At 51.3% G+C, this 17435-nt stretch carries 19 protein-coding genes; 3 read left to right on the top strand and 16 right to left on the bottom strand.

The features are described from left to right. The first annotated feature begins 119 nt into the window (after positions 1 to 119). From yfcG to A7Z06_RS10000, 3 genes are read left to right on the top strand one after another with little or no spacing between them, the layout of a single operon-like run. On the top strand, positions 120 to 767 hold the full coding sequence (yfcG, locus tag A7Z06_RS09990; RefSeq protein ID WP_000566493.1) for a GSH-dependent disulfide bond oxidoreductase: 648 nt from the start codon (positions 120 to 122) through the stop codon (positions 765 to 767). Positions 768 to 823: 56 nt separating this feature from the next. Continuing rightward, complete coding sequence (folX, locus tag A7Z06_RS09995) at positions 824 to 1186, top strand: dihydroneopterin triphosphate 2'-epimerase (RefSeq protein WP_000068453.1); 363 nt, start codon at positions 824 to 826, stop codon at positions 1184 to 1186. A 20-nt stretch (positions 1187 to 1206) separates the two neighbouring features. Further along, positions 1207 to 2100 carry a TIGR01777 family oxidoreductase gene (locus tag A7Z06_RS10000; RefSeq protein ID WP_001028348.1) on the top strand — a complete coding sequence of 298 codons (894 nt, stop codon included), beginning with the start codon at positions 1207 to 1209 and terminating at the stop codon, positions 2098 to 2100. A 47-nt stretch (positions 2101 to 2147) separates the two neighbouring features. On the opposite strand, the gene rpnB is transcribed toward A7Z06_RS10000, so the two are convergent. From rpnB to pdxB, 16 genes are all read right to left on the bottom strand, one after another. Continuing rightward, positions 2148 to 3050 (bottom strand): recombination-promoting nuclease RpnB, encoded by a 903-nt coding sequence (gene rpnB, locus A7Z06_RS10005; RefSeq protein ID WP_105279412.1) that lies wholly within the window; start codon positions 3048 to 3050, stop codon positions 2148 to 2150. A 196-nt stretch (positions 3051 to 3246) separates the two neighbouring features. Then, the gene (hisP, locus tag A7Z06_RS10010; protein ID WP_001293604.1) at positions 3247 to 4020 is read right to left on the bottom strand and encodes a histidine ABC transporter ATP-binding protein HisP; all 774 of its coding nucleotides are present in this window, start codon (positions 4018 to 4020) and stop codon (positions 3247 to 3249) included. A 7-nt stretch (positions 4021 to 4027) separates the two neighbouring features. Further along, complete coding sequence (locus tag A7Z06_RS10015) at positions 4028 to 4744, bottom strand: ABC transporter permease (RefSeq protein ID WP_000569947.1); 717 nt, start codon at positions 4742 to 4744, stop codon at positions 4028 to 4030. Then, positions 4741 to 5427 carry a histidine ABC transporter permease HisQ gene (hisQ, locus tag A7Z06_RS10020; RefSeq protein ID WP_000965518.1) on the bottom strand — a complete coding sequence of 229 codons (687 nt, stop codon included), beginning with the start codon at positions 5425 to 5427 and terminating at the stop codon, positions 4741 to 4743. The genes A7Z06_RS10015 and hisQ overlap by 4 nt, the downstream gene beginning before the upstream one ends. A gap of 89 nt (positions 5428 to 5516) precedes the next feature. Then, entirely contained in the window at positions 5517 to 6299 is a 783-nt protein-coding gene (hisJ, locus tag A7Z06_RS10025) for a histidine ABC transporter substrate-binding protein HisJ (protein ID WP_000737621.1), read from the bottom strand. A 220-nt stretch (positions 6300 to 6519) separates the two neighbouring features. After that, positions 6520 to 7302, bottom strand: coding sequence for a lysine/arginine/ornithine ABC transporter substrate-binding protein ArgT (gene argT, locus A7Z06_RS10030; protein ID WP_000748236.1), 783 nt, complete (start codon positions 7300 to 7302; stop codon positions 6520 to 6522). 264 nt (positions 7303 to 7566) lie between these two features. Continuing rightward, positions 7567 to 8136, bottom strand: a complete 570-nt coding sequence (gene ubiX, locus A7Z06_RS10035; RefSeq protein ID WP_000825688.1) for a flavin prenyltransferase UbiX — start codon at positions 8134 to 8136, stop codon at positions 7567 to 7569. Positions 8137 to 8230: 94 nt separating this feature from the next. Then, entirely contained in the window at positions 8231 to 9748 is a 1518-nt protein-coding gene (gene purF, locus A7Z06_RS10040; protein WP_000334227.1) for an amidophosphoribosyltransferase, read from the bottom strand. Positions 9749 to 9784: 36 nt separating this feature from the next. Further along, on the bottom strand, positions 9785 to 10273 hold the full coding sequence (gene cvpA, locus A7Z06_RS10045) for a colicin V production protein (protein ID WP_000262113.1): 489 nt from the start codon (positions 10271 to 10273) through the stop codon (positions 9785 to 9787). A 258-nt stretch (positions 10274 to 10531) separates the two neighbouring features. Beyond that, positions 10532 to 11191: a cell division protein DedD gene (dedD, locus tag A7Z06_RS10055; protein ID WP_000146982.1), complete on the bottom strand. Its 660-nt coding sequence runs from the start codon at positions 11189 to 11191 to the stop codon at positions 10532 to 10534. After that, complete coding sequence (folC, locus tag A7Z06_RS10060; RefSeq protein WP_000584589.1) at positions 11181 to 12449, bottom strand: bifunctional tetrahydrofolate synthase/dihydrofolate synthase; 1269 nt, start codon at positions 12447 to 12449, stop codon at positions 11181 to 11183. The genes dedD and folC overlap by 11 nt, the downstream gene beginning before the upstream one ends. 69 nt (positions 12450 to 12518) lie before the next feature. Continuing rightward, positions 12519 to 13433 carry an acetyl-CoA carboxylase, carboxyltransferase subunit beta gene (gene accD, locus A7Z06_RS10065; RefSeq protein WP_000118402.1) on the bottom strand — a complete coding sequence of 305 codons (915 nt, stop codon included), beginning with the start codon at positions 13431 to 13433 and terminating at the stop codon, positions 12519 to 12521. A gap of 153 nt (positions 13434 to 13586) precedes the next feature. Continuing rightward, positions 13587 to 14246, bottom strand: a complete 660-nt coding sequence (locus A7Z06_RS10070) for a DedA family protein (RefSeq protein ID WP_000364335.1) — start codon at positions 14244 to 14246, stop codon at positions 13587 to 13589. 82 nt (positions 14247 to 14328) lie between these two features. Continuing rightward, positions 14329 to 15141: a tRNA pseudouridine(38-40) synthase TruA gene (truA, locus tag A7Z06_RS10075; RefSeq protein WP_001283597.1), complete on the bottom strand. Its 813-nt coding sequence runs from the start codon at positions 15139 to 15141 to the stop codon at positions 14329 to 14331. Continuing rightward, complete coding sequence (locus A7Z06_RS10080) at positions 15141 to 16154, bottom strand: aspartate-semialdehyde dehydrogenase (protein ID WP_001289156.1); 1014 nt, start codon at positions 16152 to 16154, stop codon at positions 15141 to 15143. Before A7Z06_RS10080 ends, truA begins: the two co-directional genes overlap by 1 nt. 65 nt (positions 16155 to 16219) lie before the next feature. Further along, entirely contained in the window at positions 16220 to 17356 is a 1137-nt protein-coding gene (gene pdxB, locus A7Z06_RS10085) for a 4-phosphoerythronate dehydrogenase PdxB (RefSeq protein ID WP_000699163.1), read from the bottom strand. Positions 17357 to 17435: the final 79 nt, after the last annotated feature.

Raw genomic sequence — 17435 nt, forward strand, 5'->3', positions numbered from 1 at the left:
AAATGGGCTTGCTATCAAACTATAGAGCCTTTTTGTCACGGTGACTTGATGAAAACTTACACAAGTCGCTGCGCTTTCTATACTTGATGTGTTCAGATTATTAGATAACCGGAGCTGCAATGATCGATCTCTATTTCGCCCCAACGCCGAATGGTCACAAAATTACGTTGTTTCTCGAAGAGGCGGGACTGGATTATCGCTTAATCAAAGTTGACCTCGGTAAAGGTGGTCAGTTTCGCCCGGAGTTTTTGCGCATTTCGCCCAACAATAAAATTCCGGCGATTGTTGATCATGCCCCGACTGACGGCGGAGAACCATTAAGCCTCTTTGAATCAGGTGCGATTTTGTTGTATCTGGCGGAAAAAACAGGGCTATTTTTAGGTCATCAACCGCGTGAGCGCGCCACTACATTACAGTGGTTATTCTGGCAGGTTGGAGGCCTGGGGCCGATGCTCGGGCAAAATCACCATTTTAATCATGCAGCGCCACAGACTATTCCCTATGCAATTGAGCGTTATCAGGTTGAAACTCAGCGTCTGTATCATGTATTGAATAAGCGCCTGGAAAACTCGCCCTGGCTGGGCGGTGAAAACTACAGCATTGCAGATATTGCCTGTTGGCCGTGGGTTAATGCCTGGACTCGCCAGCGAATTGAACTCGCAATGTATCCGGCAGTAAAAAACTGGTATGAACGAATCCGCTCACGTCCTGCTACCGGGCAGGCGCTACTAAAAGCACAAGTAAATGATGAGATTTCGAATAGTTAACAGAACCTGGTTCTCGTGTATTATTTAATCCTAAATAAAACAACGGAGAACCTGCAATGGCACAACCTGCCGCGATTATTCGGATAAAGAACCTTCGTTTACGAACATTTATTGGCATTAAGGACGAAGAGATTAACAACCGTCAGGATATTGTTATCAATGTGACGATCCACTACCCCGCCGATAAAGCGCGAACCAGTGAAGATATCAACGATGCGCTGAATTATCGCACCGTAACGAAAAACATTATTCAGCATGTAGAGAATAACCGTTTCTCTTTGCTGGAAAAATTAACTCAGGATGTGCTCGATATCGCACGTGAACATCACTGGGTGACGTATGCTGAAGTGGAGATCGATAAACTGCACGCGCTGCGCTACGCCGATTCGGTATCCATGACCTTACGCTGGCAGCGTTAACCGCCATATCGGGAGGCTGCATGAACATAGTGATCACTGGAGGAACGGGATTAATTGGTCGTCATTTAATCCCACGTTTGTTGGAACTGGGTCATCAGGTCACGGTTGTAACACGTAACCCGCAGAAAGCCAGCTCAGTTCTCGGCTCCCAGGTGACACTATGGCAAGAGCTTGCCGATCAAAGCAACCTCAACGGCGTTGATGCGGTGATCAATCTGGCCGGTGAACCAATAGCCGATAAACGCTGGACTCGCGAGCAAAAAGATCGCCTCTGCCAAAGCCGCTGGAATATAACGCAAAAACTGGTGGATTTGATTAACGCCAGCGACACGCCGCCGTCAGTGCTCATTTCCGGCTCGGCGGCGGGATATTATGGTGACTTAGGTGAAGTCGTGGTCACCGAAGAAGAACCGCCACATAACGAATTTACCCATAAACTCTGCGCCCGTTGGGAGGAAATTGCCTGTCGGGCGCAAAGCGACAAAACACGAGTGTGCCTGCTGCGTACCGGCGTAGTACTGGCTTCGGATGGCGGTATCCTCGGTAAAATGCTGCCTCCGTTTCGCCTTGGCCTGGGCGGTCCGATTGGCTCCGGTCGGCAGTATCTGGCCTGGATTCATATTGATGATATGGTCAACGGTATTCTCTGGCTGCTGGATAACGATCTGCGCGGGCCATTTAATATGGTCTCGCCATATCCGGTACACAATGAACAATTTGCCCATGCGCTTGGTCATGCGCTGCATCGCCCGGCGATTTTGCGCGTCCCTGCCACAGCTATTCGCTTGCTGATGGGGGAATCATCGGTTCTGGTCTTGGGCGGACAACGTGCGTTGCCAAAACGGCTGGAAGAAGCGGGTTTTGCGTTTCGCTGGTACGATTTAGAAGAGGCGCTGGCGGATGTCGTTCGCTGATGTGGTCTATTGCAAACATCCGCCAGTTAATTCCCGGTGTTACAGGATTAGTGGCTTTGCGCGATAAGATCGTCTGGCGAAAGTCGGGTCAGCATCAGAACTAACTCTCTGTCTAAACCTCTCTCCAACATCTCCTGAGCAATACGCAGGGCTTCTTCACGTTTGCCCAGAATTAATCCATCATTCCGCCCTTCTTCACGTAATCTGTCAGCAATGGTCATCAGTTTCTCCTTTTCTTGTGGTGCACGTTCCGCTATCTCACCAATAAATGCTCGGAAACGCTGGGCATCCCCTGTTTGTAATACGTAATTAAACAGAGCTTTTAGCTGTCTGTCATTAGTGTTCCCTGTAACTAGCAGCGAAACAATTTGATCGACTAATCCCAACAGATCGCGCTGACGGATATGTTTCTGAATTAATTCCAACAACGCCATTTTGCGATGTTGCATAATCTCGTCATCCGGCACTACGGTAATATCCACCAGCGGAAAAGCCGATGAATAAATTTTGCGGGCTATAGCTGGCTCCGCAAATTCATCAAGCCAGCAGAGAGAATAAGGGTAAGGACTCCTGCAACCATGATAAAACAGCATCGGGATCACCAACGGAAGCTCTTTATAGCCCGCATCAAGATGGTTTTGCATTGCCGCGATGGAATAGCGCATCATGCGAAAAGCCATTAATTCTTCTGGCTTACTTTGGTGCTCTATCACTACATAAATATAGCCCGCGCCCTCCTGCATTTTCACAGACCACAAGAGGTCGGAATAATATTGCCGCAGGTCTTCATCAATAAAACTGTTAGGTTCCAGTTTGAGCGTCGTTAAATCACACAGTTTGCGCAGCGGTGCGGGAAGATGAATATCAATAAAATCCCGCGCGGTGTCTGGATGGCGTAAAAAAGATTTAAATACCGCATCATGCGGCGTGGAAGTTGTCGATATTGTCATGGCGTTCCGTCACCCCTCAAATTTAAGATGACGTGACAATACCCATCCTTAATAGCTAATGCAGCAGGCAGTTTTTATCTTTGGACAGCGAATTCAGAAGTATTTTTAGCGGACTGCAACTTTTACATTTCAGCGGAAGCTGACTCGCAAATTCCCCCTGAAAATACTCCGGCAGCATTAGCCACCGGAGAGGTAATTATTTCAGCGAACCTTTAAGGAACTGTTGCAGACGCGGACTTTGCGGGTTGCCGAATAACTGTTCTGGCGCCCCCTCTTCTTCAATTTTCCCTTGATGAAGAAAAATTACATGCGTGGAGACGTGGCGGGCAAAGCCCATTTCGTGGGTCACTACAACCATCGTTTTTCCCTCTTCTGCGAGCTGCTGCATAATACGCAACACTTCGCCTACCAGTTCAGGATCGAGCGCCGAGGTAGGTTCATCAAACAGCAGAACCTCCGGTTCCATTGCCAGCGCCCTTGCGATGGAAACACGCTGTTGCTGACCGCCGGAAAGATGCACCGGGTATTTCCCCTGCGCACGTTCGTCTATGCCGACTTTCGCCAGATACTTCACCGCCCGCTCGCGTGCTTCGTGCTTACTCAGACCCAGCACCTGAATCGGCGCTTCCATGACGTTTTCCAGTACCGTCATGTGGCTCCAGAGATTGAAGTGCTGGAACACCATCGTCAGGCGTGTGCGCAGTAAGCGCAGCTGATTTTTATCGGCGACTTTGAGTTGGCCGTCTTTATCACGCACCAGATTGATGGTCTGACCGTTAACCACGATCGATCCTTCGCTCGGTTTTTCGAGGAAGTTAATGCAACGCAGAAAGGTACTTTTCCCCGATCCCGACGATCCGATGATGCTTATCACATCTCCGGCGTTCGCTTGCAGAGAGACCCCTTTCAGCACTTCGTGTTCACCGTAGCGTTTGTGCAAATCGATAACGTTTAATTTATTCTCGGACATCGTATTCTCAGTGCGTTGAAGAAGGTTTCACATGCTGCAACCAGCGTTTTTCCGCTTTACGGAACAGGCTTATCAGGACATAAGAGATAATTAAATAGAGCACAGCGGCAATGCCGAAGGCGGTAAATGGTTGATACGTGGCGGCGTTGATATCGCGGGCAATTTTCAGCAGATCCGGCACTGTGGCGGTAAAAGCCAGCGCAGTAGAATGCAACATCAGGATCACTTCGTTGCTGTAGGCCGGTAACGCAATACGCAGCGCCGATGGCAAAATAATGCAGCGATACATTTTAAAGCTTGAGAAACCGTAGGCTCTGGCGGCTTCGATTTCCCCGTGCGGCACCGAACGGATCGCCCCGGCAAAAATCTCAGTGGTGTAAGCACAGGTGTTGAGCGTCAGCGCCAGCACGGTACAGTTCAGGCCACTGCGGAAAAAGGCATTAAGGAACTCGGTGCCCTTAACAATCTCCAGCGTGTACATGCCAGAATAGAACACCAGCAGCTGAACATACAGCGGCGTACCGCGAAAAATATAGGTAAATAACCAGATTGGAAACTGGATGTATTTATTACTTGAGACGCGACCAATCGCCAGAAACAGCGCCAGAATTCCGCCTATCACTACCGACAAAATCAGCAGCCACAGGGTGATCGCCACGCCGGTAAAACGATAACCATCGGTCCACAGCAGTGGTTTCCAGTATTCATGTAAGATTTCGATCACAGGTCAGCCCTCTTCACACCCACGGAATAGCGGCGCTCAAGGAACAGCAGCACACCATTGGAAACGGTGGTGAAAACCAGATAAATCACGCCACAGACGATGGCGAAATAGAACGGTTCCCAGGTACTTTTTCCTGCCAACTGCGTGGCTTTGACCACATCTTCCAGGCCGAGTAACGAAACCAGGGCTGTAGATTTGAGGATTACCTGCCAGTTGTTGCCAATCCCCGGCAGGGCGTAACGCATCATCGCCGGAAACATGATCCGCCGAAACACTTGCCCACGAGTAAAACCGAACGCCGTCGCCGCCTCTATATGTCCTTTCGGCACTGCCATAAACGCGCCACGGAACGTTTCGGTAAAATAAGCACCGTAGATAAAACCGAGAGTGATAATGCCGGCGACCATCGGGTCGATATCAATCTGCCCGACGCCCATCGCCTCCGTCACCGTGTTTAACGCAATCTGCAAACCATAGAAAATCAGCAGCATCAACACCAAGTCCGGCACGCCACGAATCAGCGTGGTGTATCCTTCGAAAATCAGCCCCGAAAGCCGATTTTGCGAGAGCTTACCGCCAGCGCCAATTAAACCGATGATTACAGCGAGCACTACAGAGCTGATAGCCAGCTCCAGCGTGACGAGCGCACCCTGTAAAATAACACCTGAAAACCCATACAACATGCTGCCTGTCCTGTTATGTGTGGTGAATTACCGCCTCTTGTCTCCCTCCGGTTACCCGAAGGGAGCGGACTTTCTTTCACCGATGGTGATTAACCACCATAAACATCAAAATCGAAGTACTTTTTCGCCAGTTTCTCGTAAGTACCGTCAGCGCGCATTTCGGCAAAGGCTTTGTTCAGTGCCTCGCGCAGTTCGTTATCTTCTTTGCGCAGACCCATGCCGGTGCCTACGCCAAACAGTTTTTCATCTTTAACAGACGGGCCACCGAATTTGTAATCTTTACCGACGGGTTGTTTGAGAAAACCTTCGCTGGCGGCGACCTCATCCTGGAACGCGGCATCAATACGTCCGGCAGTCAGGTCAGAATAAATGTTGTCCTGCCCCTGATAAGAGACGATTTCAATGCCTTTGGGCGCCCAGTGTTCATTACCAAATGTCTCCTGGGTGGTGCCCTGCAATACGCCTACCCGCTTGCCTTTCAGCGACTCGACTGTCGGCTGAATGTCGGAATTTTTCGCCACCACCAGACGAGAATCGGCAGCGTACAGTTTGTCGGTGAAGGCAATTTCTTGCTGACGTTTTTCCGTAATGGAAAGCGATGACATGATGGCGTCAATCTTCTTCGCTTTTAAGGACGGGATTAACGCATCCAGCGGATTCTCAACAAACGTACATTGCGTATTGATGCGTTTACATAGCTCCTTCGCCAAATCGATGTCAAAGCCAACCAGTTCGCCTTGTGAATTTTTTGATTCAAACGGCGCATAGGTCGGATCGGTGCCGATGCGGATGTTTTGCGGGATCGCAGCAAACGCTGCAGTTGCGCTGGAGAAGGCCAGAACCAGAGAGAGCGATAGCACCAGTTTTTTCATAATGTCCTCAACTGACAGTCTTTTTATAGGGAATATTTACAGGTTTGTTACACTTATCGTGCCATAAAATTGACCATCAAGGCAAAATATCCCGCCCCGTTAGACGTATTATTTTCCATTAAAAATGCTTAAGTATGCATTTTAATGCACCACGATAGTGCAACAAACCTGGCGTGCACCATGATGATCATTCCATCAGGTACAGCTTCCCTGCGACATATCAGTCACCGTAGACATTAAAGTCGAAATACTTTTTCGCCATCTTGTCGTAAGTGCCGTCCTGACGCAGTTCGCCAAGCGCCTTATCAAAAGCGGCTTTCAGTTCGGCATCATCTTTACGTAGCCCTACGCCTGTACCATCACCGAAGTATTTTTTGTCTTTCACTGATGAGCCAGCAAAGGCGAACTCTTTACCGGCAGGTTGCTTGAGGAATCCTTCGCTGGCCGCGACTTCGTCCTGCAAAGCGGCATCCAGACGGCCTGCATCCAGATCGGAATAGACCAAATCCTGGTTAGCATAGGCCACCACATCGACGCCTTTACTACGCCAGTTATCATTGGCATACGCTTCCTGGGTAGAGCCTTGCAGCACGCCAACATGTTTACCTTTCAGTGAATCCAGCGTCGGCTGGATCGGCGAACCTTTGGCGGCAATCAAACGAGAATCTGCGGCGTACAACTTGTCAGAGAAGGCAATCTCCTGCTGACGTTTATCAGTAATGGAGAGCGACGAAATAATGGCGTCGATTTTTTTCGCTTTCAGTGAGGGGATCAGCGCATCAAAGTCACTGGCAACCCAGGTACATTTCACCTGCATCCGTTTGCACATCTCGTTACCGAGATCGATATCAAAGCCAACAAAGTCACCTTTGGCATCTTTCGATGAGAACGGTGCATAGGTGGTATCCGTTCCGATACGTACCGTCTCCGGTAGCGCCGCATAGCTGGAGGCCGCTGCGGAAATACCGACTAACAAAGACAGAGCGAGAATCGACTTCTTCATACATAACCCTCAAGTGAAATGGCTTTTTTATGTTGTGTATTGTGTTGTGTGTTTGCAGGCTCTTTCATGCAGGTCTTATGCCATCTTGACGGCAACATTAACATTCAACGTTAAATATGTTAATAAGACGTTGCATTATTGTCCTAAAGTTGAAGATAGCAGGTATGGCGGTTGAATCGCAGCGTTTCGATTGAATGGCAGGAACAAAATGTCGAGGATTTGATCGCGGTTGCAAAATTGCCCTGAAACAGGGCAACAGCGGAATTATGCGCCCTGCCAGCGGGCAAAGAGATCTTCAGGAAGGGTTATCGCAAACTGGTCAAGAACACGGTTAACCGTCTGATTTATCACATCATCAAGGGATTGCGGGCGATGATAAAACGCCGGAACGGGAGGCATAATCACCGCACCGATTTCTGCCGCCTGAGTCATTAAACGCAGGTGGCCTAAGTGCAACGGAGTTTCACGCACGCAGAGCACCAACGGACGACGCTCTTTCAGCACCACATCTGCCGCACGGGTCAGTAAGCCATCAGTATAGCTATGGACAATACCGGACAGTGTTTTGATTGAACAGGGTAAAATCACCATCCCCAGTGTCTGGAAAGAACCGGAAGAGATGCTGGCGGCAATATCGCGCGCATCGTGCGTGACATCGGCTAATGCCTGCACTTCGCGCAGGGAAAAATCCGTTTCGAGGGATAAGGTCTGGCGCGCTGCCTGGCTCATCACCAGATGCGTTTCGATATCTGCGACATCACGCAGAACCTGTAATAAGCGCACGCCATAAATCGCGCCGCTGGCACCGCTGATGCCCACAATGAGTCGTTTCATAAAGAGTTGCCCTGTCAGACTTGCAGGCAGACTTTGCAGGATTTCGGCGAGAGTTGCAAGTCAGGGTGCCAGACTGGCACCCTGCGTGAAGGCATCATCCTTCGTTATGCATTTCGAGATTTTCCACTTCGTTCTGACGTTGCACTGCTTTGGCGTCGTCATTACGTAAAGTATCGAGGAAATCGAGATAGCCCTGATCAACATCTTTGGTGACGTAGACGCCGTTGAACACCGAGCATTCAAACTGCTGGATATCCGGGTTTTCAGCGCGAACGGCTTCGATCAGATCGTTCAGATCCTGGAAAATCAGACCGTCAGCACCGATGATCTGGCGAATTTCATCTACTTCACGACCGTGGGCGATAAGCTCCGTGGCGCTCGGCATATCAATACCGTAAACGTTCGGGAAGCGGATTTCCGGTGCCGCAGAAGCGAGGTACACTTTCTTCGCTCCGGCTTCACGCGCCATCTCGATAATTTGCTCAGAGGTGGTGCCACGGACGATAGAGTCATCGACCAGCAGGACGTTTTTATCGCGGAACTCGGCGCGGTTAGCGTTCAGTTTACGCCGCACGGACTTACGACGCAGTTGCTGACCCGGCATGATAAAGGTGCGACCAACGTAACGATTTTTGACAAACCCCTGACGGTACGGTTTACCCAGAATACGAGCAATTTCCAGTGCGATATCGCAGGAAGTTTCCGGGATCGGAATAACCACGTCGATATCCAGATCTTCCCATTCACGGGCAATTTTTTCGCCAAGCTTCGTTCCCATATTCACACGCGCGCTGTAAACGGAAATTTTGTCGATGAACGAGTCCGGGCGGGCAAAGTAAACATACTCAAACAGGCATGGATTGCTGACTGGATTATCGGCACACTGGCGGGTAAACAACTGACCATCTTCAGTGATGTAAATCGCTTCACCCGGTGCGACATCACGCAGGAACTCAAAGCCCAGGGTGTCGAGCGCAACGCTTTCAGAAGCGACCATATATTCTGTGCGATTCTCATCAATATCGCGTTTTCCTAACACCAGCGGACGAATGCCGTTAGGATCGCGGAAAGCAACCATACCGTGACCGATAATCATCGCCACACAGGCATACGCGCCACGGATCAGGCGGTTTGTGGCGGCAATGGCAGCAAAAATGTTGTCGGCTTCCAGCGGATAATGGCGAAAGTTGTCCAGTTCGCTGGCGAAGATATTGAGCAGAATTTCCGAGTCGGAAGTGGTGTTGATGTGGCGGCGTTTTTCTTCAAACAGCTTTTTACGCAACTCGTGAGCATTAGTCAGATTGCCATTATGGGCAAGCGTGATGCCATACGGGGAGTTAACGTAAAACGGCTGTGCTTCAGAGGCGCTGGAGCTGCCAGCCGTAGGGTAACGCACATGACCAATGCCCATATTGCCCTGTAAACGCTGCATATGGCGAGCTTCAAATACATCGCTCACCAGCCCGTTCGCTTTACGCAAACGGAAGCAGTTATTGGCATCAATGGTGATGATGCCGGCGGCATCCTGACCGCGATGCTGAAGCACCGTTAAGGCATCATAAATCGATTGGTTAACCGGCATAACACCGGCGATACCGACAATACCGCACATACGTCTTTTTCCTCGTTAAGCCACATCTCAGAGCACTTACGCTCTGGGCAAGAAACTTGACGAGCTTTGCAGATAATCAAAAAACCATCTGATGATAAAACTGAACTGTGGAATCAGCTGTGATTTGCTCCAGTCTTCGCTTTTCGACACTCCGGTAAAGGAGTCAAGAAAGAAAAGAATGGCAGCAACAATCAGCACACCACGCAACGCACCGAAACAGACGCCCAGCACCCGATCGGTGCCTGACAACCCTGTTTTCTCCACTAGCTGGCCTATCACGAAGTTCACGATAGCGCCAACGATAAGTGTGGCAATAAACAGTACCGCGATGGCAATCCCATTTCGAACCAGTTCGTCTTCAAAGCCCGTAAACCAGACTGACAGGTAAGTGTAGTAATGACTGGCGACAAAGAAAGCACAACCCCATGTCACCAGCGATAACGCTTCACGAACAAAGCCACGGATCAGGCTAACCAGAGAGGAAAAAGCAATCACCGCGATTATGGCGTAATCAATCCAGACCATATGTGTCCCACGATTTTACGCCCTGTCATCCTGTTCGGGGCGCATTCTAACAGAAAAAGAAAACGTTTGCGTAGGGATTTCCTTCCCGTGCATCAATAAAAATGGCGCTGAAAAAACATTCAACGCCATCGTTTTTTTTTGCCTTTGCGGCATCGGGCAATACATGTCGGATGCGGCGTGAACGCCTTATCCGACCTACGGTTCTACCCCTGCGTAGGCCTGATAAGACGCGCCAGCGTCGCATCAGGCAAAACCGTATTAATTCGGCGTATAGCCCATTACCACGCCGCTTAAGCCAGAAAGTTGCTTCAGCTCACCCAGCGAGCCTTTCAGCTTCTCTTTCGAGGCATCCGGCCCAACCAGAATACGGGTAATTTTACCCTGTACTGGCGTTGACGGCGACGTATAAACCCGGTATCCCGCACCGCGCAATTTACCAACAATCTCATTCACTTTGTCGGCATTTTTCAGCGCACCCAGTTGCACAACATACGCTTTACCCGTCGGTGCAGCTTTTTCCTCCACGACCGGTTTCGGTTCTGGCTTCGGCGCAGGTGCTTCCACTTTCGGTTTAGGCGGTTCCACCGGTTTCGGCTTCGGCGGAGCGACCAGTGCAGGTTCCGGTTCAAACTCGGTATTATTGGCTGCAATGATTGCCGGATCGAGCGAAGGTGCCGCAGCATCGCCCGCACGCACCTCCTCTGCAGCCCCTTCCGGCGGCTGTGTCGGCAATGCCTGGGTAGCGGCTGGCATCATATCAGGCTCATCACGATCGCCCGCTTTAGGCACCAGCGGGATTGCCGCGAACTCATCCTGATAATGTTTTTTCTGCCCGTCCAGCAGCCCTGGCAGCACAATCACTCCCAGCGCCACCAGCACTATTGTGCCAACTAACCGATTCTGAAACTTACTCGCCACCGCTTCTCCTCGCGTCAATCACTTCCATGACATGTGCGACCGTGTGGAATGAACCACACACCAGCACGGTATCTTCCGGTTTAGCGTCTGCCATTGCGGCATCCCATGCCTGCGCAACGCTATCAAATGATTTGCCGTTACCCAAATGCTCAAGCAGTTGTTCTGCCGTGGCACCGCGCGGCCCTTCCAGTGGCGCACAATACCAGTCATCCACCACGCTTTTCAACCAGGCCAATGTACCAGCAATATCTTTATCATGTAGCATACCGATTACTGCCAGTACGCGCCCCTTTTTCGGTAACGCTTTCATACGCCCGGTAAGATATTCTGCCGCATGGGGATTATGGGCGACATCAAAAATGACGCGTGGCGACTCGCTCACAATCTGGAAACGTCCCGGCAAAATTGCGCTGGCAATGCCATCGCGAATTGCCTGTTCACTGACCTCCAGACCGCTGGCACGCAGCGCAGCCAGCGCCGTTGCGGCATTCGGTTGTGGGACAAGCGGTAACGGCAGGTTTTCCAGCGTACCGTTTGCGTCAGTAAACGACCAGCCATGGTCGCTGACGAAATAATTCCACTCTACGCCTCGACGTCGCAACAGTGCGCCCTTCTCATGCGCTACATCGGCGATGGTGTACGGCATTTCAGGTTCACCAACGATCGCCGGTCTTTCACTGCGGAAGATCCCCGCTTTCTCGCGACCAATGCTTTCGCGATCTGGCCCCAGCCAGTCGGTATGATCCAGCGCAATGCTGGTCACCACAGCCACATCAGCATCGACAATATTGGTGGCATCCAGACGACCACCCAGCCCCACTTCCAGAATTACCACATCAAGTTGCGCCTGTTTAAACAGCCACAGCGCCGACAACGTGCCGTATTCAAAATAGGTCAGGGAAATATCACCGCGTGCCGATTCAATCTCAGCAAAAGAGGCGGTGTGGGCCGATTCTGGTAGTTCCTGACCCTGCACACGAACGCGCTCGGTATAACGCACCAGATGCGGCGAACTGTAAACACCCACTTTGTACCCTGCCGCCATGAGTATCGATTCCAGCGTGCGGCAGGTTGTGCCTTTGCCATTAGTACCCGCGACGGTAAACACAAACGGTGCTGGTTTCAGAACGCCGAGACGCGCTGCCACCTGGCTTACGCGCTCAAGGCCGAGATCGATAGTCTTACTGTGCAGGTTTTCCAGATAAGAAAGCCACGAAGCCAAAGGCGACGCGGCTTGAGGTGTGCGTTTGATAATCATGGTATCCGCTGATTCATTACGGGGATAATAGCAAAAGGGCAGAGCCAGCGGCCCTGCCCTTATCAGTTATCAGGCCTCAGGTTCCTGATCCGGTGCTGGTGGCACCACTTCGCCTTCACGTGGCGCTTCAGGATTTGGCGCTGGCAGATTCATCAGCTTCGCCAGAATGCTCGCCAGTTTCAGGCGCATTTCCGGACGACGGACGATCATGTCGATCGCGCCTTTTTCGATCAGGAACTCACTGCGCTGGAATCCCGGCGGCAGTTTTTCGCGAACGGTCTGTTCAATCACACGCGGGCCGGCAAAGCCGATCAACGCTTTCGGTTCAGCAATATTGAGATCGCCAAGCATCGCGAAACTTGCAGAAACACCGCCCATGGTCGGATCGGTCAGCACGGAAATGTACGGCAGACCGCGCTCTTGCATTTTCGCCAGCGCCGCAGAGGTTTTCGCCATCTGCATCAGCGACATCAGCGCCTCTTGCATACGTGCGCCACCAGAGGCGGAAAAGCAGATAAGCGGGCAGTTGTCTTCCAGCGCCTGCTCAACGGCACGCACAAAACGAGCACCCACTACGGATCCCATTGAACCGCCCATAAAGGCAAATTCGAAGGCAGCAGCAACGACCGGCATTCCATACAGGGTGCCTTTCATTACGACCAGCGCGTCTTTTTCGCCGGTTTCTTTCTGTGCTGATGCCAGACGATCTTTATACTTTTTGGAGTCACGGAACTTCAGCACATCTTTCGGCTCAAGCTCGCTACCCAGCTCCACAAGGCTTCCTTCATCTAACAGGCTATGCAGGCGATTACGCGCCGTCATACGCATGTGATGGTCACACTTCGGACAGACCTCAAGATTACGTTCCAGCTCTGCACGGTATAAAACCTGACCGCAGCTATCACACTTAGTCCACACACCTTCAGGAATGCTTGCCTTGCGGGTGGGAGTAATGTTGCTTTTAATTCGTTCAATCCAGCTCATTAGGGACCTTTCTGTCTGAACCTGGTTCGATGCCAGTTTTATCTTTGGGGACGCATAATGCCATTTTTGCCCCCAACAGACCATCAATGTTGCACATTAAAACATAACAGCCCGAAACTTTGGATAAAAAAGTGGTCGAACCGCCGAGTTACTTTATTTTGCGGCGCGTGCCGCAGCGCGTTTGTGACGGATAATTTCGATGACGCCCGGCAATATGGAAACCACAATAATCCCGACGATCAGCAGCTTAAGGTTATCCTGAACCATTGGGATTGTACCGAAGAAATAGCCTGCGTAGGTAAAAAGCAGCACCCATAACAGCGCGCCGATCACATTGTAAGCGGCGAAATGACGGTACGACATGTGGCCCATCCCCGCAACGAACGGGGCGAACGTTCTGACGATTGGCACAAAACGGGCAAGAATAATGGTTTTGCCACCGTGTTTCTCATAAAACTGATGCGTTTTGTCGAGATAACTACGGCGGAAAATTTTCGAGTTCGGATTACTGAATAATTTCTCGCCGAACAATCGCCCGATGGTGTAGTTGACCGCATCACCAACAATCGCGGCAATTAACATCAGTACGACCATCATATGAACATTGAGATCGTTGGTTTCAAGCGAAGCCAGTGCTCCAGCGACAAACAGCAGCGAATCTCCCGGCAGAAACGGTGTCACCACCAGACCGGTTTCACAGAACAAAATCAAAAACAGGATGGCATAAACCCAGACGCCATACTCTGCGACCAGCTCCGCCAGATGCACATCAATGTGCAGGATAAAATCGATGAGGAAATAAATCAGGTCCATAATTGCCTATGCCTTTTGCTCTTACTCTTTCAGGCCGTAACTGCGTTGGCTACGGCCTGAAATGTTCAGAGCATTATTCTCGTTAGTCCGCCAGAAATAGCGGGCCCATTGGCGGCTTTGGAAGATCAAACCGGTCAGGGTAATCCACCGCAACCAGATATAGACCTTCCGCTTTCGCCGTTGCTGCCGCCAGCGTTCTGTCCTTTGCCGCCAACAGCTCTGCTATCCAGCTCTCTGGCTGGTTGTGGGCACCGACTTCCATCAGGCTGCCTACAATATTCCTCACCATATGGTGTACAAAGGCATTCGCTTTGATATCCACCACCACATAAGGACCGTGACGCGTGACGTTGATATGCATAACGTTGCGCCACGGCGTTCGGGACTGACATTGCACCGCGCGAAACGAGGTGAAATCATTCTCGCCCAGCAGACATTGTGCAGCCCGATGCATCCGTTCGGCGTCCAGCGGTTCGTAAAAGTGGGTTACCCCTTTACTCAGCACTGCCGGGCGCAGGCGATGATTGTAGATGATGTAGCGATAACGGCGAGCCGTGGCGCTAAATCTGGCATGAAAATCATCGGGTACAGCTTTAACCCAACGCACGGCGATGTCACCAGGTAAATTCGCATTTACGCCCAACGTCCACGCAGCGTCTTTGCGCTGCGCGGTCGTTTCGAAATGCACAACCTGCCCGGTGCCGTGTACGCCTGCGTCGGTACGCCCGGCGCAGAAGACGGTGATCGGTTCGTTCGCCACCTGCGAGAGCGCCTTTTCCAGCTTCTCCTGCACGCTGCGAACTTCGTTCTGCCGTTGCCAGCCGTAATATCTGCTGCCGTCGTACTCAATGCCCAGCGCAATTTTATAAACTGGCGGTTGTTGCTGGTCGGACATTAGTACAGGTACTCCTGCACCAGTTTTTCAGCGATCTTCACTGCCATCAATGCGCCGCCAAAGCGAACGTTATCAGCCACCGACCAGAACTGAATTTGCTCCGGCATACCATAGTCATTACGCACGCAACCAACAGAAAGATGCGGCGACCCGGAAGCATCGCCCACCTGCGTTGGAAATTCATTCTCTTCAGAAAGCTCAATATCTTCGCTTTGAGCAAACGCATCACGCGCTTCTTCTGCCGCCAGCGGACGCAGTGCTTCAAAATTGACCATCTGGGCATGACCGTAAAATACCGGTGCCTGAACAACACTTGCCGAGATCATCAGTCCTTCGTCCTGCATGATTTTGCGCACTTCATCGACGATACGGCGTTCTTCGCGCACGCTACCTTCGCGATCCGGCAATAAGGGCAGCATGTTGAACGCCAGCTGACGCCCAAAGAAATCTTCTTCATCAATCGGAATACCGTTCAGCAGTTTCGCGCTCTGCCCCGCTAACGCATCGACCGCTTTTTTACCCTGGGCGGAGGCAGAAATCAGGCTGGTGACGCTGATACGAGACAAACCGCCTTGATCGATTAACGGTTTCAGTGCCGCCAGTAACTGGCTGGTCAGGCTATCCGGTACGGCGATGACATTCCGGTTGCGGTAATCGGTCAGTACAAACGGGTTTACTTCCGGCACCACCAGCGGTACGTCGGGTTCGAGAGCAAACAATCCGCTGCTGTCGATCACCAGACAACCCGCGTTAGTCGCTTCTTCAACCCAGGCAGCGGTCGCTTCTTTGCCTGCGACAAAAAATGCCAGTTGCGCCTGCGTCCAGTCGAATTCAGCGGCATCCTGCACGGTGATTGTCTTACCACCAAAGCGCAGTTGTTCGCCTGCGCTTTCGTTACGTGCCAGTGCATAAATTTCCCCAACCGGGAACTGACGTTCAGCCAGCGTTTCAAGCAGGGCTTCGCCCACAGCGCCAGTTGCGCCCAGGACGGCAATGTTCCAGCCTTCAGACATGGTGGTTTACTCCAGAAATAGCAAAACTCCCTGCCAATATTACAGCAGAGAGCATGAAGAAGAGATTAACGTGCCGGATGATGAACGGCGTTAAAACCCAGTTTACACAGTAATGCCGCCGCGCTGGCGTCATCACAGATCACATACAGAGACGACCATTCACGGCGCTCAAGGTAGTTTTTGCGCAGTTTATCAAACTCACCCGGTATTCCGGCGACTTTACGCAGCGGTGCGTCATCGCGGCGCACATCATACACCAAATGCACCAGCCTTTTCAGCGTTGGCTGATCGAGCGAGCCATGCAGCGTAATGCGACCAAACTCTGGCGTTGGCAGCAATGTATCCAGCGCAACGTGTTGTTCATGACCAATAAACTTGCTATAGGCTTCAAACACTTGCGTAGTACCGCGCGCTTTTCCTTCCAGGGTATAACCGGCAATATGCGGCGTGCCGATATCCACTTTCTTCAACAGTTCCACGTTGAGTTCCGGTTCGCCTTCCCAGACATCCAGCACCACGCTTAATTTCTGACCTTCGTTCAGACAGGTCAGCAGGGCGGTATTATCGACGACTGCGCCACGGCAGGCGTTAATCAGGATCGCTCCAGGTTTAAGGCTACGGATCAGTTTTTCATCCGCCAGATGTAGCGTTTTGTACTGTCCGTCTTTGAAGAGTGGCGTATGGAAAGTCAGAATATCCGCGTGCTGAACCAGCTCATCAAGAGAACGGAAATCCCCCTCATCCCCACGATCGGCGCGTGGCGGATCGCAAAGCAAAGTTTTAATCCCCAACGCCTCCAGCCGCGCCTGTAATCGACGACCGACATTACCGACGCCCACGATCCCCACGGTACGGTCATGCAGTGAAAATCCATCGCGTTCGGCAAGCATCAGCAATGACGAGAAAACGTATTCCACTACCGCAATCGCATTACAGCCAGGTGCCGCAGAAAAACCAATCCCCACCTGCTTCAACCATGCCTCATCAACATGGTCTGTCCCTGCCGTGGCAGTGCCAACAAATTTTATCGGTTTCCCCGTCAGCAGCGACGCGTTCACTTTTGTGACTGAACGCACCATCAGCGCATCTGCATCATCCAGTTCAGCGACTGGAATTGGACGCCCCGGAACCGCTTTCACCTCACCCAGACGGCTAAATAATTCGCGGGCATAAGGCATATTTTCATCAACAAGGATTTTCACGTTTGTGCTACCTGTATGAGAACGAGAGTTAACCGGATAAGTGTGCCATAATCTCGCGGCCAGGCATACTTGCGATGAT

It is taken from the genome of Escherichia sp. MOD1-EC6819, from assembly GCF_002965765.1.
Classification (GTDB): Bacteria; Pseudomonadota; Gammaproteobacteria; order Enterobacterales; family Enterobacteriaceae; genus Escherichia; species Escherichia ruysiae.